At 73.7% G+C, this 20,531-nt stretch carries 24 protein-coding genes; 8 read left to right on the top strand and 16 right to left on the bottom strand.

The window, feature by feature from the left end; genetic code table 11:
- The first annotated feature begins 146 nt into the window (after positions 1-146).
- Positions 147-722: a hypothetical protein gene (locus Aru02nite_RS35320; RefSeq protein ID WP_203664889.1), complete on the top strand. Its 576-nt coding sequence runs from the start codon at positions 147-149 to the stop codon at positions 720-722.
- A 136-nt stretch (positions 723-858) separates the two neighbouring features.
- Here Aru02nite_RS35320 and Aru02nite_RS35315 read toward each other — a convergent pair whose 3' ends face one another.
- Positions 859-1,512: a CHAP domain-containing protein gene (locus Aru02nite_RS35315; RefSeq protein ID WP_203664887.1), complete on the bottom strand. Its 654-nt coding sequence runs from the start codon at positions 1,510-1,512 to the stop codon at positions 859-861.
- A gap of 274 nt (positions 1,513-1,786) precedes the next feature.
- On the opposite strand from Aru02nite_RS35315, the gene Aru02nite_RS35310 reads away from it, so the two are divergent.
- Positions 1,787-4,159, top strand: a complete 2,373-nt coding sequence (locus tag Aru02nite_RS35310) for an ATP-binding protein (protein ID WP_203664886.1) — start codon at positions 1,787-1,789, stop codon at positions 4,157-4,159.
- A 28-nt stretch (positions 4,160-4,187) separates the two neighbouring features.
- Here the strand turns inward: Aru02nite_RS35310 and Aru02nite_RS35305 are convergent, their stop codons facing one another.
- The 7 genes from Aru02nite_RS35305 to Aru02nite_RS35275 all read right to left on the bottom strand — a co-directional run bounded on the left by Aru02nite_RS35305 (position 4,188) and on the right by Aru02nite_RS35275 (position 8,831).
- Positions 4,188-4,514, bottom strand: a complete 327-nt coding sequence (locus tag Aru02nite_RS35305) for a DUF1048 domain-containing protein (protein ID WP_203664885.1) — start codon at positions 4,512-4,514, stop codon at positions 4,188-4,190.
- 1 nt (position 4,515) lies between these two features.
- Positions 4,516-4,872 carry a DUF1048 domain-containing protein gene (locus tag Aru02nite_RS35300; protein WP_203664884.1) on the bottom strand — a complete coding sequence of 119 codons (357 nt, stop codon included), beginning with the start codon at positions 4,870-4,872 and terminating at the stop codon, positions 4,516-4,518.
- A 48-nt stretch (positions 4,873-4,920) separates the two neighbouring features.
- Positions 4,921-5,682: an ABC transporter permease gene (locus Aru02nite_RS35295; RefSeq protein WP_203664883.1), complete on the bottom strand. Its 762-nt coding sequence runs from the start codon at positions 5,680-5,682 to the stop codon at positions 4,921-4,923.
- On the bottom strand, positions 5,679-6,470 hold the full coding sequence (locus Aru02nite_RS35290; RefSeq protein ID WP_203664882.1) for an ABC transporter ATP-binding protein: 792 nt from the start codon (positions 6,468-6,470) through the stop codon (positions 5,679-5,681). Before Aru02nite_RS35290 ends, Aru02nite_RS35295 begins: the two co-directional genes overlap by 4 nt.
- On the bottom strand, positions 6,470-6,850 hold the full coding sequence (locus tag Aru02nite_RS35285) for a DUF1048 domain-containing protein (RefSeq protein ID WP_203664881.1): 381 nt from the start codon (positions 6,848-6,850) through the stop codon (positions 6,470-6,472). The genes Aru02nite_RS35290 and Aru02nite_RS35285 overlap by 1 nt, the downstream gene beginning before the upstream one ends.
- Before the next feature lie 4 nt (positions 6,851-6,854).
- On the bottom strand, positions 6,855-7,184 hold the full coding sequence (locus Aru02nite_RS35280; protein ID WP_203664880.1) for a PadR family transcriptional regulator: 330 nt from the start codon (positions 7,182-7,184) through the stop codon (positions 6,855-6,857).
- 183 nt (positions 7,185-7,367) lie between these two features.
- Positions 7,368-8,831, bottom strand: a complete 1,464-nt coding sequence (locus Aru02nite_RS35275; protein ID WP_203664878.1) for a glycoside hydrolase family 3 N-terminal domain-containing protein — start codon at positions 8,829-8,831, stop codon at positions 7,368-7,370.
- A 210-nt stretch (positions 8,832-9,041) separates the two neighbouring features.
- Between Aru02nite_RS35275 and Aru02nite_RS35270 the strand changes: the two genes are divergently transcribed.
- The gene (locus Aru02nite_RS35270; RefSeq protein ID WP_239077161.1) at positions 9,042-9,377 is read left to right on the top strand and encodes an alpha/beta hydrolase; all 336 of its coding nucleotides are present in this window, start codon (positions 9,042-9,044) and stop codon (positions 9,375-9,377) included.
- Positions 9,378-9,405: 28 nt separating this feature from the next.
- On the opposite strand, the gene Aru02nite_RS35265 is transcribed toward Aru02nite_RS35270, so the two are convergent.
- Complete coding sequence (locus tag Aru02nite_RS35265) at positions 9,406-9,963, bottom strand: hypothetical protein (RefSeq protein WP_239077160.1); 558 nt, start codon at positions 9,961-9,963, stop codon at positions 9,406-9,408.
- Between the two features lie 369 nt (positions 9,964-10,332).
- Between Aru02nite_RS35265 and Aru02nite_RS37400 the strand changes: the two genes are divergently transcribed.
- The 3 genes from Aru02nite_RS37400 (at position 10,333) to Aru02nite_RS35255 (ending at position 12,315) form a co-directional block, all read left to right on the top strand.
- A complete protein-coding gene (locus tag Aru02nite_RS37400) occupies positions 10,333-10,464 on the top strand; it encodes a hypothetical protein (protein ID WP_275408789.1) in 132 nt (43 codons plus the stop codon).
- A 75-nt stretch (positions 10,465-10,539) separates the two neighbouring features.
- The gene (locus Aru02nite_RS35260; protein ID WP_203664876.1) at positions 10,540-11,772 is read left to right on the top strand and encodes a glycosyltransferase; all 1,233 of its coding nucleotides are present in this window, start codon (positions 10,540-10,542) and stop codon (positions 11,770-11,772) included.
- A gap of 294 nt (positions 11,773-12,066) precedes the next feature.
- The gene (locus Aru02nite_RS35255) at positions 12,067-12,315 is read left to right on the top strand and encodes a hypothetical protein (protein ID WP_203664874.1); all 249 of its coding nucleotides are present in this window, start codon (positions 12,067-12,069) and stop codon (positions 12,313-12,315) included.
- 1 nt (position 12,316) lies between these two features.
- Here Aru02nite_RS35255 and Aru02nite_RS35250 read toward each other — a convergent pair whose 3' ends face one another.
- The 3 genes from Aru02nite_RS35250 to Aru02nite_RS35240 form a co-directional block, all read right to left on the bottom strand.
- Complete coding sequence (locus tag Aru02nite_RS35250) at positions 12,317-12,436, bottom strand: LPXTG cell wall anchor domain-containing protein (protein WP_203664873.1); 120 nt, start codon at positions 12,434-12,436, stop codon at positions 12,317-12,319.
- Between the two features lie 58 nt (positions 12,437-12,494).
- Positions 12,495-12,917, bottom strand: coding sequence for a DoxX family protein (locus Aru02nite_RS35245; protein WP_239077159.1), 423 nt, complete (start codon positions 12,915-12,917; stop codon positions 12,495-12,497).
- Between the two features lie 129 nt (positions 12,918-13,046).
- Complete coding sequence (locus tag Aru02nite_RS35240; protein ID WP_203664871.1) at positions 13,047-13,649, bottom strand: dihydrofolate reductase family protein; 603 nt, start codon at positions 13,647-13,649, stop codon at positions 13,047-13,049.
- Between the two features lie 114 nt (positions 13,650-13,763).
- Between Aru02nite_RS35240 and Aru02nite_RS35235 the strand changes: the two genes are divergently transcribed.
- Positions 13,764-16,607 carry a helix-turn-helix transcriptional regulator gene (locus tag Aru02nite_RS35235; protein ID WP_203664870.1) on the top strand — a complete coding sequence of 948 codons (2,844 nt, stop codon included), beginning with the start codon at positions 13,764-13,766 and terminating at the stop codon, positions 16,605-16,607.
- Positions 16,608-16,799: 192 nt separating this feature from the next.
- On the opposite strand, the gene Aru02nite_RS35230 is transcribed toward Aru02nite_RS35235, so the two are convergent.
- Genes Aru02nite_RS35230 through Aru02nite_RS35220 form a run of 3 tightly spaced genes read right to left on the bottom strand, consistent with a single transcriptional unit; the run spans position 16,800 to position 19,155 of the window.
- Complete coding sequence (locus Aru02nite_RS35230) at positions 16,800-17,483, bottom strand: alpha/beta fold hydrolase (RefSeq protein WP_203664869.1); 684 nt, start codon at positions 17,481-17,483, stop codon at positions 16,800-16,802.
- Between the two features lie 45 nt (positions 17,484-17,528).
- Entirely contained in the window at positions 17,529-18,209 is a 681-nt protein-coding gene (locus Aru02nite_RS35225) for an SDR family NAD(P)-dependent oxidoreductase (protein WP_203664868.1), read from the bottom strand.
- Positions 18,210-18,234: 25 nt separating this feature from the next.
- Positions 18,235-19,155, bottom strand: a complete 921-nt coding sequence (locus Aru02nite_RS35220; protein WP_239077158.1) for a YihY/virulence factor BrkB family protein — start codon at positions 19,153-19,155, stop codon at positions 18,235-18,237.
- A gap of 513 nt (positions 19,156-19,668) precedes the next feature.
- Here Aru02nite_RS35220 and Aru02nite_RS35215 point away from each other — a divergent pair.
- The gene (locus Aru02nite_RS35215; protein WP_203664864.1) at positions 19,669-20,067 is read left to right on the top strand and encodes a hypothetical protein; all 399 of its coding nucleotides are present in this window, start codon (positions 19,669-19,671) and stop codon (positions 20,065-20,067) included.
- A 4-nt stretch (positions 20,068-20,071) separates the two neighbouring features.
- Here the strand turns inward: Aru02nite_RS35215 and Aru02nite_RS35210 are convergent, their stop codons facing one another.
- On the bottom strand, positions 20,072-20,422 hold the full coding sequence (locus Aru02nite_RS35210; RefSeq protein WP_203664862.1) for a hypothetical protein: 351 nt from the start codon (positions 20,420-20,422) through the stop codon (positions 20,072-20,074).
- Between the last annotated feature and the right edge of the window lie 109 nt (positions 20,423-20,531).

Genomic DNA, 20,531 nt, shown 5'->3' with positions numbered 1-20,531 from the left:
GCGCGGTCGGACCACCACGGCGTGCCCCGGTTCATCCTGGATGTCTGTGCAGAGGCGAGCGGGGTCACGCCATGGCCGGAACCACCGCAGCGACGATCGCTTCACTTCTTCGAGCCGATGACGCAAAGGGCGGGAACGGGGTCGTCATGGTCACCATGGAGCGCAGGTACACGATCACCAGCATCCAGGACGTCATGGACATAACGCTGGACGCGACAAGATACCGCCTCGACCGCATCAAGGATCGCCTGAGCCTGGAGGCCCTGGACGGCGCCGAGGTCGTGGAACGGCTGGAGATCCGCCGTACCTCGGGCGGCGTGCGCACCTCGTTCTGGCACCGGTCCGGGGCCACCCTGGCGTACGCGATTCCCAACGGCCGCACCATGGTCGGCGTCTCCACCCAGGCCGACGGCACCGCGTACCCCTTCGAGGCGCCGCTCGACGCCGACACGAAGTACCTTGCCACCGCGCTGGAGGACGTCACGGTGCCCCCCGTCCACCGCATCGCCAAGTTCGGCGCGGAACTGAAGACGAACAGCGACCTGCAGGCGTCCCTCACCCTGCCCGGGGTGGTGTCCACGTTCGCGTTGTCGACCACGTGCCAGGCGCTCTGCGACGCCGCCGCCCACCCGGAGGTCGTGGCCAAGTTCGGTGGGCCGGCCGCCGTCGTCGCCGTCACGGCCGCGTGCACCGGCTGCCTCCTCCAGGACCTCGGCATCTGACCGGATCGCGGGATTCGTTGCGCTGGCACGGTTTCCGGCCATCCGGTACGACGGCGGCGCGGCCCCGGAGGGCCGTCCGGGACCGCGCCGCCGTACCGGGTGTGCGGCAGCCCCGTGGTCGGCCGCACGTGCCGGGTCAGCTGACCCAGATCGGGTACCCGTACCCGAGGATGCACCGGTACGAGCGGGAGTACTTGCCGGCCACGACCTTGTCGGACCGGTTGCCCTCGACGGTGTAGACGTGGGTGGCGGTCCAGCCGGTGACGATGCCGATGTGGTCGGGCGATCCGTTGCCGTTCCAGTCGAAGAAGATGGCGCCGCCCATGTCGGGGCCGCCGCCCTTCGCGCCGCGGTGGTGGAAGCGCTTGTGCTTCCGGAACCAGGCGAGGTGGTCGGGCACGTACGCGTGCTTGCCGCCGATCGCCTTCAGCTGGCCGACCTCGTGGCAGACCCAGCTGACGAAGATGTCGCACCACGGCTGCCCGTCCAGCCCGTACCACCGGCCGTACTTGGTGTGGTTGTCGCCGCTCTCGTGCGTACCGACCTCGCCCTTGGCCACCCGTACCACGCGGTGTGACGGGATGTTGGGGTCCATCGGCTGTGCGGCGTCGAGCGCGGCGAGTTCGGCCTGCGACGGCTGCTCGGCGGCGTCGAGCGGGCCGGCGCCGGGGAGGATCAGCTTCGCCTCCACCGTACGGCGGCTCGCCTCGTCGGGCGCCGCGTCGAGTTCGGCCACGTTCTTCTCGGTGTCCGCCGGCATGGCGTTGTCGTGCGTTGTGGCTTCGGCCATTTCTGGTGCCTCCTGATCCGGTGCGTACGCACCGTGGGCGTGCGCCGCGGTAGGTTCGCGGCCCGCTCAGCGTGTCCCGCCGACGGTGCGGGGTGAAGACCTGCGCGCCGTGCCGAACGTTCCCGCACGGTTCGGCACGGCCCGGCGCCGCGCGTCCGCGCAACCGTGCGGCGGCACAGGTGCGGCGATCGGGTCGGATGTCGCCTGCGCGACGGAGCCGGGCCTGACACTCCGTTACGCTCCGGTGGTTCGGTCCCGCCACGGGAGGACGCACGTGGCCGTTTCACCGCCGGTACCACCGGATCCGGGCACCGCCCGCGACGCGCGGTCCTTCGTGCATCTGTTGGTACGGCTGCGGTCCTGGGCCGGCCAACCGTCGCTCCGCCGCCTGCAACACCTCGGCGGTACGCGTCGGACGGCGCGCGGTGACGCGGTGGACGCGCTGCCGCCGAGTACGGTGTCGTCGGCGTTGCGGCGGGCGGAGTTGCCGCGGCTGGAGTTCGTGTCGGCGTTCACGGCAGCGTGCCTGCGGGCCGGCGGCGTACCGGCCGACGACGTGCGCCCGGCGGTGGACCGGTGGCGCCGGGAGTGGCGCCGGCTGGCGACAGCACCCCGGGACGACGGACCCGGTGCGGCGGACGCGGCCGCCGCGCACCACCAGCAGATGCTGCCGGACGTCGCGGACTTCACCGGGCGTACCGAACAGCTGGAGACGTTGCAGGAGCTGCTGCCGGCGCCGGGCTCGACGGTCACCGGGATCTGCACGGTGCAGGGCATGCCCGGGGTCGGCAAGACCCGGCTGGTGGTGCACGCCGCGCACCGGATGCTGCGTACCGGCGCGTTCGCGGACGCAGCGCTGTTCGTGGACCTGCACGGCTTCAGCCCGGACCACCCGCCCGCCCGGCCGGAGACCGTACTAGCCGACCTGCTGCGCATGCTGGGCGTGCCGGCGGACCGCGTACCGGCGGGCGTGCAGGCGCGCGCCGCGCTGTACCGGGAGCGGCTGCACGGCCAGGACGCGCTGCTCGTGCTCGACGACGCCGCCGACGAGCGTCAGGTCGCCCCGCTGCTGCCGAACTCACCGAGCTGCCTGGTACTGGTGACGAGCCGGCGCCGGCTGGCGATCGACGGCGCGTACCCGCTGCCGTTGGACGTGTTCGGCGCCGACGACGCGGTGGACCTGCTGTCGCGGGTGGCCGGACCGGCCCGGGTGGCCGCCGATCCGGGCGCGGCCCGGCGCGTGGTGGAGGTGTGCGGGCGGCTGCCCATCGCGATCGCGCTGGTCGCGCGGCGGCTGCAGGCGCGCCCGGCGTGGACGATGACCGACCTGGCCCGCCGGCTGGCCGACGACGACCGGCGGCTCGGCCAGCTCGCGGCGGGCAGCCGGGCGGTACGCACCGCGTTCGACCTGTCGTACCGGTCACTGCCGGCCGCGCGGGCACGGATGCTCCGGCTGCTGTCCGTACATCCCGGGCACGACGTCACCGCCGCGTCCGCCGCGGCGCTCGCCGACACCGACCCGGACGCGGCCGAGCAGCTGCTCGAAGCCCTGCTGGACGAGCACCTCGTGCTCCAGGACCGCCCCGGCCGGTACCACTGCCACGACCTGGTCCGCGCGTACGCCGGCGAGCGGTGCCGCGCCGAGGACGGCGACCGGGACCGCCACGACGCCCGGCTCCGCGTCCTCACCTGGTACCTGCACACCACCGACGCCGCCAACCGCACCCTGTACCCGCTCGGCCGGCACCTCGACACCGCGGTCCCCCGCCATCCGCGGACGTTCACCACCCACCGCCACGCCCTCGCGTACTTCGAGGCCGAGCACGACAACCTGGTCGACGCCGTACGGATCGCGGTGGAGCACGGCCTCGCCACGATCGCCTGGCAGCTCCCCGCGGCGATGTGGGGCCACTTCCATCTCCGCAAGCACTGGGCCGACCAGATCGCCATGTACCGTTCGGCGCTCGCCGCCGCCGAGGGTGCGGGCGACCGGCAGGGCCAGGCCAGCACCCTGACCACGCTGGCGATCGCGCACACCGACCTGCACCGGTACGACGAGGCCGTCGAATGCTGCGAGCGGGCGGTACGGCTGCGCCACGCGCTCGGTGACCGCGCCGGCGAGGCGATCAGCCGCTCCGTACTGGGGATCGCGCACACCGCGCAGGGCCGGCCGGGGCAGGCGCTCGACGACCATCTGCGTGCCGTCGCCGCGTACCGGCGGCTGGGCGACCTGCGCGGCCAGGCGCTGGCGCAGAACAGCCTCGCCGACACGCACCGCCGGCTCGGCCACCACCGCCAGGCCCTCTGGTACCTGATCGACGCGCTGGCCGTCCAGGTCGCCATCGACGACCGGCACAGCCGACGGCTCACCCTCGCCACCCTCGGCGACGTCCACGCCGAACTCGGCCGGCACGACCAGGCCGTCACGTACTACCGGCAGGCGCTGGAGATCTGCCGGGAGCTGGGCGACACCTGGACCGCCGCCGGCGTACTCGACCGGCTCAGCGGCGCGCTGCACGCCGTCGGCCGGGAGGTCGCCGCCCGGCGGACGCGCCGGGAGGAACGGTCGCTGCGCGACGAGTTCGACCACGGTCGCGCCCTCGTCGGCCGGAGCGACCTCGGCGCGTCACCGTCCGCGGAACCGTGACGCGCCGAACCGTCCACAGTGGACAGATTTACTTCCCGGTCGCGTCGGGCTTCTGGGCGCGCGATTCCTGATAGACCTCCGCGTACGTGCGGGTGTCCTTCACCAGGTCGTCGCAGAATGCCGCCACGTCGGTGCCGACGAGTTCGAGGACGCCCTTTCCGGCCGCCGCGCCCTCCACGAAGAAGTCGACGATTCCCGGCAGCAGCGGCCCGTCGACCAGATCCACCGGCCCGACCTTGAAGAAGTACTTCTGGATCTCGTGGTACACGATCTGGTAGTCGCGCGGGAGCGCTTTGACGCGTGCCTGGTGCGCCCGCCACTGCTTCTTGCCGTCGATGATGTCCCGGATTCCCACGTCAGTCTCCCAGCCGTCCGAGTTTCCGCGCGACGTTGCGGTTCAGCTGTTCGCGCCACCGGTCGCGGTAGTTCCGGGCGCCGGCGCCGCCCGCGACCGCCGTGCAGAATCCCGCGATGTCGTCGCCGACGACCTCGTGGATGTCCTGCCCCTCGGCGGCGGTCTCTTCGAGCAGACCCAGCACACCGTCGAGGATCGCCGTCAGGTTGCGTCCGGTGAAGTCCGAGTACGGGGAGAGGTGGGCCTTGATCTGCTCCCACGCCGACCGGTACTCGGGCGGCAGTGCCGCGGCCCGCGTCTCGAACGCTTTCCATTCCCGGGTGAGATCGCTTCCGGTGATGGTTTCCCAGAAGTTCATTCCGCGCCCTCCTCTGGGCTTGTCGGTGCGGCGGCGTGACCGCGCCGGCTACGAGATCTTGCGGCGGTAGACGACCATCGCGAACGCGAAGGAAACCGCGAGGATGCCCACCATCCAGGCGAGCGCGACCCAGATGTCGGTACTGACGGGACGCTCCGCGAAGATGTCCCGGATGGTGTTCACGATGGGCGTCACGGGTTGGTGTTCGGCGAACCACCGGACCGGCCCCGGCATCGTCTGCGTCGGTACGAACGCCGAACTGATGAACGGCAGGAAGATCAGCGGGTAGGAGAACGCGCTGGCGCCCGAGATCGATTTCGCGGTGAGGCCGGGAATGACGGCGACCCAGGTGAGCGCGAGCGTGAACAGGATCAGGATGCCGGCCACCGCGAACCAGGCCCCGACGCCCGCGCCGGTACGGAATCCCATGAGCAGCGCGACGCCGAACACGACCACGAGCGAGATGACGTTGGCGGCCAACGAGGTCAGCACGTGCGACCACAGCACGCCCGAACGCGCGATCGGCATCGACTGGAACCGTCCGAAGATCCCCGTCGTCATGTCGGTGAAGATCCGGAACGCCGTGTACGAGATGCCCGAGGCGATCGTCATGAGCAGGATCCCCGGCAGCAGGTACGTCACGTACGTGCCGCTGCCGGCGCCGTGGCTGATCGCGCCGCCGAACACGTACACGAACAGGAGCATCATCGCGATGGGCACGACCGCGGTCGTGATGATGGTGTCCATGCTGCGGGTGACGTGCTTCAACGACCGCCCGGTGAGTACGGCGGTGTCGCCGATGACGCTCATGCGCTGGTCCCTCCTCGCGTGTCGGCCGCGGCGGCCGCGTCGTCGCCGACGAGGGCGAGGAACACGTCTTCGAGGCTCGGTTGCTTCTCGACGTACTCGACCTTCGCGGGCGGCAGGAGCCGTTTGAGCTCGTCGAGCGTGCCGGTCACGATGATCTTTCCGGTGTGCAGGATCGCGATGCGGTCCGCGAGCTGCTCGGCCTCGTCCAGGTACTGCGTGGTCAGCAGCACCGTCGTGCCGCCCTCGGACAGTTCCCGTACGCCACGCCACACCTCGATCCGCGCCTGCGGGTCGAGTCCGGTCGTCGGCTCGTCGAGGAAGATGACCGGTGGGTCGCCGATGAGGCTCATCGCGATGTCGAGCCGGCGCCGCATGCCCCCGGAGTACGTGGCGACCTTGCGCCCGCCGGCGTCGGTCAACGAGAACCGTTCGAGCAGCTCGTCGGCCACCGCCTTCGGCTTCCGGACGTGCCGCAGCCGCGCCATCAGGACCAGGTTCTCGCGTCCGCTGAGCACGTCGTCGACCGCCGCGAACTGCCCGGTGAGGCTGATCGACTCGCGGACCCGCGCGGCCTGCCGTACGACGTCGAAGCCGTTGACCTCGGCCGTACCGCCGTCGGCCCGGAGCAGCGTGGACAGGATGTGCACGATCGTGGTCTTGCCGGCCCCGTTCGAACCGAGCAGCGCGAAGATGCTGCCGCGCGCCACGTCGAAGTCCACGCCGCGCAACACCTCCAGCTCCCCGTACGACCTGGTCAGACCCTGTACGTGGATCGCGGGCCCCGGCATCAGTCCGTCTCCCCGGTGTCGACGGCGGCGGCGCGGTCGACATCCTGGACCAGTCGCTTCCGCGCCTTGGGCGTGAGGTACCCGCCGTCGGAGTAGTTCGCGGCGAACGTCCGCACGAACTCGACCGGGTCGTCGCCGACCACGGCACGGATCGGCGTACCGTCCGCGGCGGCCTGCTCGAACAGGTCCGCCAGGTCCTCGAACTGTGTCTCGATGCGTACCCCGTCCTTGGGGCCGAAGAGCATCAGGAACCGCTCGATCGCCTCGACCGCGAGGCGGTAGTTCTCGGGAAGCGCGCGCACGCGGGCCTTGTAGGCGCGCCACCGCTTCTTGGGACCGACCAGCTTGGCGATGAGGCCGTTGTCGTCTGCGTCGGACATGGTGTCACCTGCCCCCTTCTCGGAGCTGTTCGAGCCGGTCTGTGAGGAATCCCCAGGTACGCCAGAACTCGTCGAGGTACTCGCGGCCGTCGGCGTTGAGGCGGTACACCTTGCGCGGCGGCCCCTTCTCGGACGGGACCTTCTCGACGTCGACGAGCCCGTGCCGCTCGACCCGGATGAGCAGCGCGTAGATGGTGCCCTCGGCGATGTCGGCGAAGCCGCGGTCCCGGAGCCATGCGGTGATCTCGTAGCCGTACGCGGGCCGCGTGGACAGGATCGCGAGAACGATGCCCTCCAGCGTGCCCTTGAGCATCTCCGTGGCCAGCTTGCCCATGGACACCTCCTACTCAATGTCGTTGAGTACCGGTAGATAGTAACGCTGGCTACCGGTACTTGGCAACACTGAATAGTTGGCCGGCGCGGCACCCCCGGAACGGCCCACCACGGTCGCCCGTGGCCGGGCACGACGACACGCGGTGCCTGCCGTCGCACCGGCAGACACCGCACGGGAATCCGGCTACCCGAGCAGCGCCCCGACCGCGGCCTGCGCGCAGGCGCGGGACGCGCCGAACGTCCGGACCCACCCGCGGAACCCGGCGAAGCTCTCCCCCGGTACGCCCATGTCGACGACGACCGCGTCCGGGCACCGGTCGCGCAGGTCGGCGAGGATCGGCCCGGTCCAGTCGAACCGGTGCGGGCTGCGTACCTGGATCACGACGGGGGCGTCCGCGCCGCACTCGCTGCGGTACTGGCCGATCTCGGCGCGCACCATGCCCGGCCCGTTGTACGTGTCGCCGTCGACCACGACGGTCGTCAGCTCCAGCCCGGCGTCCGCGAGCAGCGGCTCGATGCCCCAGTCGCGGCGCCCGATGGCCGGCGAGACCGACGGGGTGAGCCGGACGGTCAGCACGTGCCGCCCCCGCACCCGCGGATCCCCGTGTACGACGAGCGCACGTCGCGCGAGCCGTACGCCGATCTCGTCGTCGCGGTCGGCGGCGGACCGGGCCCGGGTACCGAGTCGGGCGAGGCGGTCGTTCGCCTGCCGGAGCCGCCCCTCGTCGAGCCGCCCGTCGCGTACCGCGGCGACCAGCGCGGCGGCCGCCGCGTCCACGTCCTCGCCGTACGCCCAGGAGCCGAGGCACAGGGCGTCCGCGCCGGCCGCGATCGCGCGTACCGCGGCGGTCGGAACGTCGGCCACATCGGCGATCCCGCGCATCTCCAGCGCGTCGGTGAGCACGACCCCGTCGTACCCGAGGTCGGTGCGGAGGATGCCGGTGATCACCGGGGCGCTGATCGTCGAGGGCAGGTCGGGGTCGACCGCGGTGAGCCGGTCGTGCGACACCATGATCGAGTCGACACCCGCGGCGATCGCCGCCCGGAACGGGTCGAGGTAACTCGCCAGCAACTCGTCCCGCGGGACGCCGACCGTCGTGGCGCCGAAGTGCGCGTCCGCGTTGCTCTCGCCGTGCCCCGGGAAGTGCTTGGCGCACGCGGCGGGCCCGGCCGCCTGCAACCCGCGTACCCAGGCGGCGGTGTGGCGGGAGACCAGCCCGCGGTCGGCGCCGAACGAGCGACTGCCGATCGGCGTCAGCGGGTTCGCCGCCACGTCCACGGTCGGCGCCAGGTCCCAGTCGATCCCGGCGTCCCGCAGCGACAACCCCACCTGGTACGCGGCGGCCTCGGTGGTGTCCGGCTCGTCGATCCGCCCGAGCGGCAGGTTCCCCGGCGTCGAGATGCCGCCCGCGTACTCCAGCCGGCTGACGTCGCCGCCCTCCTCGTCGGTGGCGACCAGGACGTGCTCGCGCAACCCGTGTACGGCGTCGGTCAGCGCCCGGACCTGCTCCGCCGACTCCACGTCCTTGCCGTACACGACGAAGCCGCCGACACCGCGGTCGATCCGCTTGGCCGCCCACCGCGGCAGCCGGGGCCGGCCGACGCCGGGAAACAGTACGCCGTGGGCGAGCCGGGACAGGTCACTCATGCGGTCACTCCTCTGCCGCGCCGCCGCGCCGCGTCTCCACCGATCAAGCAGCCCGAACGCTACCGACGTACACCGCACCCGCCGCTCGGCGGGTGCCCGCCACCTGGGCACTCACGCACCGTCGAGTACGACGCCTCCCGGCGGTACGCGATCGATCCGGCGCCCGAACGCTGGGGCATCTGCGGCGGGAGCAGCGGCGGCAACTGCGCGGTGACCGCCGCGTGGCTGCGGCCGGACACGTTCCGCCGGGTCGTCGGGTTCCTGTCGAGCTTCGCGCAGATGCCGGGCGGAAACCCTTACCCCGCAACGATTCCGCTGGTCCCGCGCCGGCCGCTGCGCATCTTCCTGCAGGCCGGCCACCGCGACCTGCGCTGGAACGAGCCGCACCACAACTGGTTCGCCGAGAACCTGCGCGTGGCCGCCGCGCTCGCCGAGGCGGGCTACGACCTCCGCCTGGTACTCGGCGACGGCGGGCACACCCCCAACCACGCCGGCGTACTCCTGCCCGACGCCCTGCGCTGGATCTGGCGCCCCACCGGGGACTGACCGAGGTTCGAGCGTCGGACCGGCGCGGTCAGGTCGTGTCCTCGGGCGTCTGGAGCATCGGCCGGTGCGAGCCGAGCCGGCGGTACCGCAGCTCGATCCAGTACGCGGTGTAGCGGACGTGGTGGACCGGATCGGCGCGCCGCATGTCGCGTACGTCGCAGACCACGGCGGTGCCGTCGATCGTCTTCGTACCGAGGATGTCGCCGTTGGCCCGTACGGTGACCGTCCAGCCGTCGGCGACGGTGAGCCGCCGGTAGTAGGCGCGCGCCGCGGCCACGCCACGATCGGTGGACGGCATCGTGAACCCGCGGAGCGCGCCGCCGTAGTAGCTGCTGCTGCCGTTGCCCTCGCACGGTTGGTAGACCTCGGCGGCCGGCGGCTTGGACACCGGCGTCACGCCGGGCGGCGGTTGGGTGAGCAGCGGGTCGCGGCCGAGTGCCGCGGCGAAGCGGGCTTCGGCGTCGCTGCACGGGATGCCGGACCGCAGACGGTCCGGCACCCGGTACCAGACCGCCGAGACCGCGCCCGCGGCCAGCAGCGCGACCACGACCGCGGCACCGATCGGAATCACGATCCACCGTCGCACGCGGGCCAGCGTAGAACCGACCGGCAACCGTGCCGGCCGACGCCGACACCATCGCGGCGATGTCAGGTGCGGCGCCGTCGCGCTGGGCGTTGCTGAGCGGCGACCGGTACACGGAACGCCTGCGGCTCGTACCGGCGGGCCCGCACCGTCGCCGACCTGTGGCGCGTGGGTCTGGCCGTGGTACGTCGCGGACAAGCCGACCCTCGCGCAGGTGGAACGGTCGGCGCAGGCGATGCGAGTCTCGGCGCTGCGCGGCGGGATCCGGGGTCGCGGGTACGCGGCCGAGATCGGCCGCGCCGGGCTGGCGTACTCGGCATGCGGGCGGTCGTGTCCTGCACGGTCCGCCACAACTTCCGTTCATGTGCCGTCATGGAACGCACCGGCATGCGGTACGCGGGCGGGATCCGCAGTCGCGGCATCGTCGAACTCACGGCGGGTGAGCAGGACAACGCGCCGGACGCGGTGTGTGTGCGCTGGCCCCGGACCGCCCGGCAGCGCTGACCCGGAGCGCGCCGGGCCTGGCTGCGTGGCGCCGATCCGGCCGCGCGGTACGGTGCAGGCAGGGTTGGAGGCTGGATGAAGCTGGTGGCGGTGACGTACGGCACCGAGGGCGACACGCGGCCGGTCGCCGCGCTCTGCGCCGCCCTGATCGATGCCGGGCACGACGTGACGCTGCTCGCCGACGGCGGCACGTTGCGCAGCGCGCGCGACGGTGGCGTACCGCATGTGGCGTTGGACGGGGACATCCGCCGGGCGCTGCGGCCGAGCGGTGATCTGGCGTCGGCGGCCGCGGGCCGGAACGGTCTGGACAGTACGGCGAAGGCGCTCGGCCATCTCGCCAACGAGAACGCGGAGTCCTGGCTGCGTCAGATCCTGTCAACGGCGAAGGGGTGTGACGGGCTGATCGTGGCGGGGCTCGCGGCGTACGTGGGGTTCTCGGCGGCCGAGAAGCTGCGCGTGCCGGTCGTCGGCGCGGGGATGATCCCGCTCACGCCGACCTCCGCGTTCCCGTCGCCGTTCCTGCCGCCGCGCCGGCTGCCACACTGGCTCAACCGTCTCAGTTACGGGCTCGTCAACGCGGTGCTGTGGCGCGCGTTCCGGGCCGCGACGAACGAGGCGCGCGCGGCGGTGGGGATGCCGCCCGGCCGCCGGCTGTGGGCCGGACATCCGATGCTGTACGGGATCTCGCCGACGCTGCTGCCGAAGCCCGCGGACTGGCCGGACGACGCGTGGATGTGCGGCCAGTGGATCCGCCCCACCGACGAGTGGACGCCGCCCGGCCCGCTGCGCGACTTCCTCGCCGCGGGCGATCCGCCGATGTACATGGGGTTCGGCAGCATGGCGGGCCTCGACCATGGCGCCCTCCGCCGGGTACTCGTGGAGGCGGCGGACGGCGCGCGCGTCGTGTTCTCGCCCGGCTGGGGCGATCCCGGCGCGCTGGACCTGCCGCCGAACTTCCACGTCGTCGGCGACACCCCGCACGACTGGCTGTTCCCGCGTACCAGCCTCGTCGTCCACCACGGCGGATCCGGTACGACGCACTCGGCCGCGCGCGCCGGCGTGCCCTCCGTCGTCCTCCCGTTCGCCGCCGACCAGTACTTCTGGGCATCGGCGCTCTGCCGCCTCGGGACCGCGCCGGCCACCACCGACGCCCGGCACGTCACCGCTCCCGTACTGGCGCGCGCGATCGCCGCCGCACAGACCCCCGAGGTACGGGAGCGGGCGGCGACCGTCGGCGCGGCGATGCGCGCCGAGGACGGCCCGGCCACCGCCGTCACCGCGATCCACACCATCCTGTCGCCGTCCTGAGCGTCCTCCGGACAGGTCCGTCGCATGCGCCCGGTTCCTGTCCGGAACGACGGATCCGCGGCCGCATGGCGCGTTGGGTGGACGACCGCGCCACACTCGTGACCGGGCGGTCCCACGATGGTGACGGCGCGCCCACGCCGACCTGCCGGCCGTGGCGGCAGCGGCCTGGAACCGTTGCCACGTCACCGATCCCGCCGACGCGCCCGCGTCCGCGTTGACCTCGGCGAGGCCGGCCCGACGCCGGAGAGTGTGGCCGGGCGCTGGGACGTACGGCGGGTGTGCTACCGATGGGGCATGGACCCGCACGAGGATCGGCCGCTGTGGCGACGGATCGTGTTCCCGTTCGGCGGTGCGAGAACCGACGCCGACGTACGGCTGCGCCTGATGGTCCCGGCGGCCGTCCTCGCGCTGGCCGGCGCGGTGGAGATCGTCCGGGCGGTCGCCGCGCACGACCTCACGCCGTACACGGTGGTGGCGGTGGTGGTCGTCGCGGTGTGCGCACCGTTCGCGGTCGTACTGTGGCGTCGTGGTCGGTCCGGCTGACTCACCCCGCGCTGGCGTCGGCTCGTGCGCGGCCCCGACGGGCGAGGACGACGAGACCGGCGCCGCCGGCGAGCAGTACGCCGCCGGCGGCTCCGTACAGCGGCAGCGACGTGCCCGTCACCGGCAGTCCGCCGGACCCGGAACCGCGGAGTGCGGCGCCAGGGCCGGCACCGGTGACGTCAGCCGTCGACCCGTACGGTCGGGCCGGCGGGCTCGGCGCGCCGGCCGCCGGTGCGCGGTCGTACTGCGGCGGGGCCGAACCGGGCCCAGCCCACGAACGCCGCGACGGCACCGAGTACGAGGGTGGCGACGGCGCTCGCGGGCACGCCGACCGCCAGGTTCGTGATGGTCGCGCCGAGCATGGTGAGCACCAGCCCGACCGCCGCGACCGGAGTGAGTACCGGGCGGATGCGGGTCGCGGCGGGCAGCACCAGACCGAGCGCACCGAGTACCTCGGCGGCGCCGGCGAGCTTCAGTAGGGCGACCGGTACTCCGGCGGCGGTCTGGTGGAGTTCGGCCGTCGGTGCCAGCAGCTTGCCGCCGCCGACCACGAGGAACGTCACCGCCAGCAGCGCCGACGCGATCCATACCACGATCTTCATGGGACTCTCCCGTTCCGTTGTCCGTACTGCTGGTGCGTGCCCGTGGCGGGACGCGCATGGCATGCGGGGCCTGAGGCGCGGGCCCCGCGTCGGTCCCCGGTACGGCCGGGTGCCGTCGTTCGCGTGCCGTCAGGACCGGGCGCGGTCGTACAGCAGGCAGATCGCCCCGGTGTCGGTCGTGGCGGTGGAGGCGAGGGTCCACGACGAGCCGGGCAGCCCGTCGTCGAACAGCCGCGCGCCGCCGCCGGCGACCTCGGGGCACAGGGTGATGCTGAGCCGGTCGACCTCGTCCGCGGCGAGCAGTTGCCGGATGATGCTGCTGCTGGCCAGGACGATGATGTCGTCACCCGGCGCGGCGCGCAGGGCGCGGACGGTGGCCACCGGGTCGGCGTCGGCCAGCCGCGCGTTCGACCAGTCCACAGTGGACAGTGTACGGCCGAAGACGACCTTCTCGACCTCGTTGAGCCAGCGGGCGAACGTCCGGTCCCGCGGGTCGGCGGCCGCGTCGTCGGCGACCGACGGCCAGAACCCCGAGAACCCCTGGTAGTTCTTGCGGCCGAGCAGCGCCGTGGTGGCCTTGCCGGTGACCTCGACCATGTGGTCGCGGGCGCCGTCGCTGACGGCGTGCGGCACGATCCATCCCAGGTCGTACTCGCCGCCCGGGCCGCTGGTCCGGCCGTCCAGCGACAGCGAGATGTTGGCGACGACGGTACGGCCTTCGGTGGTGTTCATCGCGGTGGCTCCTTGCCGGTGCGGTGGGTGACACCAGCAGGCTGCCGGTCGTGGTACCGGCATGTCATCGTCAGTCCTGGTGAGATCGGATCCGGGAATTCGGGGGTACGGGGGATGTCGGGTTCGGTGGTCAGCCCGGTGCTGGTCGGGCGGGCGGCCGAGACCGGCGCGGTGCGCGACGCGTACGCGCGGGCCCGGTCCGGCGCGGCGGTCACGGTGCTGGTGTCCGGCGAGGCCGGCATCGGCAAGTCCCGGCTCGTCACGGCCGCGCTGTCCGGCCTGCCCGACGACCCGCTCGTACTGTCCGGCGGCTGCCTCGAACTCGGCGCCGACGCCGCGCCGTACGTGCCGTTCGTGGCGGTGCTGCGGCACCTCGTGCGGCGTCTCGGCCGCGACCGGGTCGACGCGTACCTGCCGCTCGACGGGTCGGCGCTGGGCGCGTGGCTGCCGGGCGTACGGCCCGCGGTGCCGGCGCTCGGGCGTACCCGGTTGTTGGAGGAGATGCTGACGCTGCTCGGCGCGGCCGCGGCGGAGCGCCCCGTCGTGGTCGTCGTCGAGGACCTGCACTGGGCCGACGCGTCCAGCCGCGAACTGTTCACGTACCTGTCGCGGAACCTCGGCGACAGCCGCGTGCTACTCGTCGGCACGGTCCGTACCGGCAGCCTCGCCGCCGACCACCCGAACCGCCGGCTGCTCGCCGAACTCGGCCGCCGCGCCGAACTGGTCCGCGTGGAGCTGGGTCCGCTGTCCCGCCGGCAGGTCTCGGAACTGCTGGCGGCGATCGACGGGCGGCCGGGCGACCCGGAGCGCGCCGGTGCCGTACATCGGCGCAGTGGCGGCAATCCGCTGTTCGTCGAGGCGCTGAGCGGGGCCGCGCCGATGTCCGCCGGCGACCTGCGCGACCTGCTGCTCGACCGGATCGCCGACCTCCCGGACCAGGCCCGCGCGCTGCTGTCCGTCCTCGCCGTCGCCGGCGCCGAGGTACCCGACGACCTGCTCGCCGAGGTCGCCGGGGTCACCCGGTTGCGCGACGGGCTGGGGGCGCTGGTCGGGCGCGACCTGGTCGTCGCCGGCGCCGACGGGTACCGGATCCGGCACGACCTGATCCGCGACGCCGTGTACGACACGCTCCTGCCGCTCGACCGCCGCCACGGACACGCCCGGTACGCGCGGGCGCTCGCCGGTCGCGACCCGGACGCCCCGGCGCTGGCCGAGCACTGGACCGCCGCCGGGGAACCCGAGCTGGCGCTGCCGGCCGCGTGGCGGGCCAGCCGGCACGTCGGCTCCGCGCACGACGAGCGCCTGCACCTGCTGGGCCTGGTACTCGACGGCTGGTCGCGGGTCGCGGATCCGGCTTCCCTGACCGGAACCGAGCGCACCGCCGTACTGGAGGAGGCGACGTTCGCGGCGTTCGCGGCGGGCCGTTCCGCCGACGGCATCACGTACGCCACGGCGGCGCTGGACGCGCTGGACCCCGCCGCCGAACCGGACCGTACGGCGCGGCTGCTGGGGTTGCGCGGCCGGCTCGCGCACCGGCTCGACGGCTCGGACGGCCCCGACCTGCACGACGCGCTGGCGCTCGTACCGCCGGGCCGGTCGGACCGGCTGCGCGCCGAACTGCTGGCCGACGCCGCGTTCGTCGACGCGAGCACCGAACGCTACGCGCGGGCCCGCGTGCACGCCGAGGAGTCGCTGCGCCTCGCCGACGGCTACGGCGATCCGGGTCTGCGCGCCCGTCCCCTGCTGGTACTGGCGATGCTGGCCGGCGCCGCCGGCGACACCGTACGCTCCCGGCGGACGTTCGCCGAGGCACGGCAGGCGGCACGCACCGCCGGCGACGACCCCACCTACCTCACGACGTACCAGTGGGAGGCGCTGGCGCTCGGCGAGGCCGGCGAGTACCGGCTGGCGGCGGACCTGTGCCACGACGGGCAGCGGGCCGCCGAACGCCTCGGCATGGCGCGGTCCCGCGGCAGCATGCTCGCCGTCGTACGCGCCGGTCAGCTCCGGTTCCTCGGCGAGTGGGACGCGGCGGTCGACGTCGTCACCGACGCCCTCGCCGACGGCCCGCCCCCGCTGTACGCCGCGTTCCTGCGGCTGGTCGCCGCCGACGTGGCGCGCTGCCGCGGCGACGCCGACCGGTTCGAGGTGTTGCTGCGGCAGCTGACCGAGTTCGGCGCGCACCGGCGGGACCGCCGCGACTTCGACCCGGACTTCGCCGTCCAGCGCATCGCCGACGCCACCGCACGCGGCGAGCTGGACGCCGCCGACAGCATCCTCACCGGATACCTGGACTGGCCGCCGCCGTACCCGACGGACGCGATGCGGCTGGCCCTCGCCGGCGTACGGCTACAGCGGGCGCGGCGCGCGGCGGCGCCCCGCAACCGGCGCGTCGCCGCCGCCACCGCCGACCGGATCGCCGCGCTGACCCGGTTCGTCGACGCCGTCGAGGCGTGCACGGCGACGCGGCGGGCGTACCGGGCCACGTTCGACGTACTCGCCGGCCACGGCGACCTGGCCGCCGCCGACCGTGCCGCCGACGCGTGGCGCGCGCTGCACAACCCCCACGAGCTCGCCACCGTACTGGCCGACGGCGCCGGCATCGCGCTCGCCACCAACAACCGTCCCGGCGCCCGTACCCGGCTCGACGAGGCCCGCCGGATCGCCTCGGCGCTCGGCGCCCGGCCGCTGCTCGCCCGCGTCGACGAGATGCTCGCCCGGGCCCGGCTCTCCCCCGCCGCCGAACCGCCCGCCACACCCGGATTCGGCCTCACCGCACGGGAACTCGACGTCCTGCGGGTCCTCGCCCGCGGCCGGTCCAACGCGCAGATCGCCGCCGAACTGTTCGTCACCGGCAACACCGTCGCCACGCACGTCGCGCGCATCCTCACCAAGCTCGGCGTCGCCACCCGTACCGAGGCGGCCGCCTTCGCCCACCGCGCCGGCCTCCTCGACTGACAGTGATGATGTTGGTGGTGACGCCGTTGCGCGTCTGGCCCACCGACCGACAGTGAGGACGTCAGCGAACGCCTCCCGGCGAGATCCGACCTTCGCCTGGCTGACCCCTCGGGTCTTCAACGGGATCTGTCGGTCCCGATGCCGGGAGCATCACCACGATGCCGGGGACCCGGGGTGACCCGCCGGGGCGCCTCAGCGCGCGAGCTGGAGCAGGCGGGCGGTGACGGCGTCGGGGTCGACGAGCTGGTGCAGGTGGTCGCCGGGCAGCGACTCGACGCGCCAGGCGCGGTCCGCCGCCTCCGCCGCCTCGGCCTCGTACCCGGGGCTCAGCTGCAGGTACGCGACCGGGTGGTCGGCCCAGCCGTCCGGTACGGGCACGCTGGACTCGAAGTACGCGAGGGGCAGGCAGGGTTGTTCGGCGGTGACGCGCTGCCGGGTGGTGTCGTCGGGGAACAGCGTCGCCACGTCCGCGGCGTCCCACCAGTCGGTCCAGCGCGGGACGACACCGTCGACGGCCATGCCGCGGACCATGTGCAGCATGTGCGGGGGTTCGACCGGGGTGTCGCCGGATCGGGCCGGCATGGCGGCGTCGACGAACACCGAGGCGGCGACGGGGTGGTCCAGCTCGGCGCACACGACGGGCACGTACAGGCCGGCGTTGCTGTGCGCCACCACGGCGACCGGTTCGTCCCGGGGTACGCCGGCGAGAGCGGTGCGGACCACGCGGACCATGCGCGGCCAGTACGGCGGGTCGCCGGCGAGCGCGGGGGTGAGTACGGGGACCACGACGGTGGCACCGGCGGCGCGCAGCCGGTCGGCGACCGGGTACCAGGTCGAGGGGCCGACCAGCGGGCTGTGCAGCAGGACGTACGCCATGCGCCCATGGTGCACGCCGCGCCGCCCGCGCGCAGACCCGTACGCCTACCAGCGCAGCGGGCGGCCGTCCCGGAAGAAGCCGCCGGTCGGCCCGTCGTCGGGCAGCGTCACGGCCCACACCACGCTCGCCGCGCCCGCGGTCACCGGTCGGCCGCCCGGCCCGCCCATGTCGGTGGCGACCCAGCCGGGACAGACCGCGTTCACGAGGATCCGGTCCGGGCGCAGTTCGGCGGCGAGCATCCGGGTCAGCGCGTTCAACCCCACCTTCGACACCGTGTACGCCGGCGTCCCGCCGCCCATCCCGGCGAGTGACGCCGCCTCGCTCGACACGTTCACGATCCGGCCGTGCCGGCTCGCGCGCAGCAGCGGCAGCAGTGCCTGGACCAGCCGCCACGGCCCGTACAGGTTGGTCTCGGCGGCGTCGCGCACCACGTCCAGGTCCGCGTCCGCCGCACGCTGCCACGTGTCGTACGTGATGGCGGCGTTGTTGACGAGCGCGTCGAGGACGCCGAACCGGTCGGCGACGTCCGCGGCGCAGCGTACGACGTCGTCGGTGGAGGTGACGTCGAGCCGCAACGGGTGCGCGTCCGGTCCCAGCTCGGCGGCGACCCCGGCGGCGGCGTCCGCGGACCGGGCGGTCACCAGGACGGTGTGGCCGGCCTCGACGAGCTGCCGGGCCACCTCGCGGCCGATCCCCCGGTTGGCCCCGGTCACCAGTGCGATCACCGGTCCATCCTGTCACCCGGGCGGGTCAGAGGCCGCGGGCCCGGCGCAGCAGCCGCCGCGACCACCGTACGGTCTTGGCCGGCCAGAGGCGCTGCACCGTGGCGTTCAGGTGCGCGCCGAGTACGGTGGCGAGCCCGGCGAAGAACGCGAACAGCAGGAACGCGATCGGTGTGGCGAGCGCACCGTACGTGTATCCCGTCGACCCGATCCACCCGATGTACGCCCGCAGCCCGATGCTCGCCACCAGGAACGACGCCATCGCCGTCACCGCGCCCGGCAGCCCCCGGTGCCACGGCAGCTTGTGCGGCGGCGCCAGCTTGTACAGCGTGGTCAGGGCCAGGATCAGCAGCAGCCCCACGACCGGGTAGTACGAGGCGCCGACGATGTCCTCGACACCCTGCCGGTGCGCCACCGGTACCAGCCGGGGCAGCACGTCCGGGCCGAGCGCCAGCAGCGGCAACGTCACCACCGCCACGATCAGCCCCGCGAGGTTCAACAACAGCGCGAACAGCCGCTGCCACACCTCGTGCCGCACCGACTTCTGCCCGTACGCGGCGGTGATGGCGTCGACGTAGCAGGACATCGCCGACGAACCGGCCCACAGCGACAGGACGAACCCGAGCGACGCGACCTCCGCCTTGCCGTGCGACAGCGTGTCCGCGACCGTCGGCCGGATGATGTCCACGACCACCTGGTGCGTGAACACCGCGTTCGCGAACGTCAAGATCTCGTCCCGCAGCTCCTCCACCAGCGGCGCGCCGACCCAGTCCCCCAGGTACCCGACGCAGCCCAGCAGGCCCAGCAGCAGTGGCGGCAGCGACAGCGTCAGCCAGAACGCCGACTGCGCGGCCTTCGCGAACGGGTCCTGCCGCCACGCCGCCACCACCGTCAGGCGCAGCAACGTCCCGATCCGCCGCGGCCGCGACGCCCGCCGCCACCCCGGCACCGGCTCCGTACCGGCCGGATCGGTTGGGGTTGAGCCATCTCCCGCGTCGTCCGCGCCCTCGGCAGGGGACGCCACCACGGCGTCGGTTCCGGTACCCGCATCGCGCGTGGCCGGACCGGCGGCGGCTCCCCCGCCTGGGGCGTCGTCAGTGCCGCGCGAGTCGGGTGTGGATGGGTCGGCGTCGGTTCCGGTACCCGCGCCGCGCGTGACCGGATCGGCGGTGGTTTCCCCGGCCGGGGCGTCGCCGGGGCCACGCGAGTCGGGCGTGGCCGGGTCCGCTCCGGCTTCCCCGGGCGAGGGCGGGTCGGTGGCGGGTCCGGGCTCGGGGGTGGGCCGGCCGGTCCCGGTCAGCTCGTCCGACGCCATGTTCTCCGTCCGCCCGCCCCTCGGCCCGCGCCGTTCGCGGACCGTCGCCGTACACGCGCGGCGTCGCGAGGAACGGTACCGCGGGGCACGGTGAGGTGCGACGACAGCCCGGCGGCGGTACTCGTCCGGTGGACCTACCCTGGCCCGGTGCGTACGGACCCGTCCACGACCCGGCTCCCCTGGCGACCGCTGCTCGCCGCCGTGCTCTGTCTCGCCAGCGTGGGCGCGTCCGCCGGCTGGCTCGCGCTGGCGTCGGCCCGCGACGCCGAGAACGCGCGCATCCTCAGCAGCCGTACGGCATGCGTGACGATGGCGCCGACCCTCGGCGTCGTCGTACTGCTGGCGTGCGCGGTGGCGTTCCTGGTGGGCGCCGCCGTACTCGGGGTGCTGGCGCTGCACCGGGCTCCCCGCCCCGGAGCGCTGCTCGTCACGCTCGCCGCCACGCTGCTGCTGGTGACGACGGGACTGGTCTTCGCCCTGACGTACAGCGGGGACGGGAGCGAGCAGCCCGGCCACGGCTGGCCGACGTACTGCTCCGCGGGCTGAACCGTCAGTCGCCCTGGGACCAGGCGGCCACCGGGAGCGTCAGGTACACGCCGAGGTCGGGCAGGTCGACGGCGGCCACGAGGTCGGCGTACAGGCGGTCGGCACGCTCCTGCCGGTCCGCGGCGCGGCTGGCGAACCACTTGGAGCGCACCTCGACCACGACGGCCAGACCACCGCTGTCGTACGGCCCGCGCGGGCGGAGGCGCAGGTCCACGTCGCCCGGCCGCAGGTCCCCGTCGTACGGCTCCTCGGGGCACTCGACGGCGGTGGACACCAGGTGCGGCAGGGCCGAGGCGAGCGCGCGCAGCGTGCCGTCGGCGACGTGCGGCGCGTACGTGACCTCCACGATCGGCATCCGGCCAGCCTAGGCGTCGCCGGGCGGCCGGGTACACGGTGCCGGGTGGCGGCGGCTGCGGGCGCCCCGGCGGGCGGATCCAGGTACACGGTGCCCCGGACGGCGACTG

This window comes from Actinocatenispora rupis (genome assembly GCF_016861975.1).
Classification (GTDB): domain Bacteria; phylum Actinomycetota; class Actinomycetes; order Mycobacteriales; family Micromonosporaceae; genus Actinocatenispora; species Actinocatenispora rupis.
Note: the sequence above shows the minus strand (reverse complement) of the source record. Positions and strands in the feature narration are given on the sequence as shown.

Excerpts from the sequence above, each read along its gene's own strand:
- Aru02nite_RS35320 (WP_203664889.1), top strand. The coding sequence starts at position 147 with ATGGTCACCATGGAGCGCAGGTACACGATCACCAGCATCCAGGACGTC.
- Aru02nite_RS35315 (WP_203664887.1), bottom strand. The coding sequence starts at position 1,512 with ATGGCCGAAGCCACAACGCACGACAACGCCATGCCGGCGGACACCGAG.
- Aru02nite_RS35300 (WP_203664884.1), bottom strand. The coding sequence starts at position 4,872 with ATGAACTTCTGGGAAACCATCACCGGAAGCGATCTCACCCGGGAATGG.
- Aru02nite_RS35295 (WP_203664883.1), bottom strand. The coding sequence starts at position 5,682 with ATGAGCGTCATCGGCGACACCGCCGTACTCACCGGGCGGTCGTTGAAG.
- Aru02nite_RS35290 (WP_203664882.1), bottom strand. The coding sequence starts at position 6,470 with ATGCCGGGGCCCGCGATCCACGTACAGGGTCTGACCAGGTCGTACGGG.
- Aru02nite_RS35285 (WP_203664881.1), bottom strand. The coding sequence starts at position 6,850 with ATGTCCGACGCAGACGACAACGGCCTCATCGCCAAGCTGGTCGGTCCC.
- Aru02nite_RS35280 (WP_203664880.1), bottom strand. The coding sequence starts at position 7,184 with ATGGGCAAGCTGGCCACGGAGATGCTCAAGGGCACGCTGGAGGGCATC.
- Aru02nite_RS35275 (WP_203664878.1), bottom strand. The coding sequence starts at position 8,831 with ATGAGTGACCTGTCCCGGCTCGCCCACGGCGTACTGTTTCCCGGCGTC.
- Aru02nite_RS37400 (WP_275408789.1), top strand. The coding sequence starts at position 10,333 with ATGGAACGCACCGGCATGCGGTACGCGGGCGGGATCCGCAGTCGCGGC.
- Aru02nite_RS35260 (WP_203664876.1), top strand. The coding sequence starts at position 10,540 with ATGAAGCTGGTGGCGGTGACGTACGGCACCGAGGGCGACACGCGGCCG.
- Aru02nite_RS35255 (WP_203664874.1), top strand. The coding sequence starts at position 12,067 with ATGGACCCGCACGAGGATCGGCCGCTGTGGCGACGGATCGTGTTCCCG.
- Aru02nite_RS35245 (WP_239077159.1), bottom strand. The coding sequence starts at position 12,917 with ATGAAGATCGTGGTATGGATCGCGTCGGCGCTGCTGGCGGTGACGTTC.
- Aru02nite_RS35240 (WP_203664871.1), bottom strand. The coding sequence starts at position 13,649 with ATGAACACCACCGAAGGCCGTACCGTCGTCGCCAACATCTCGCTGTCG.
- Aru02nite_RS35235 (WP_203664870.1), top strand. The coding sequence starts at position 13,764 with ATGTCGGGTTCGGTGGTCAGCCCGGTGCTGGTCGGGCGGGCGGCCGAG.
- Aru02nite_RS35230 (WP_203664869.1), bottom strand. The coding sequence starts at position 17,483 with ATGGCGTACGTCCTGCTGCACAGCCCGCTGGTCGGCCCCTCGACCTGG.
- Aru02nite_RS35210 (WP_203664862.1), bottom strand. The coding sequence starts at position 20,422 with ATGCCGATCGTGGAGGTCACGTACGCGCCGCACGTCGCCGACGGCACG.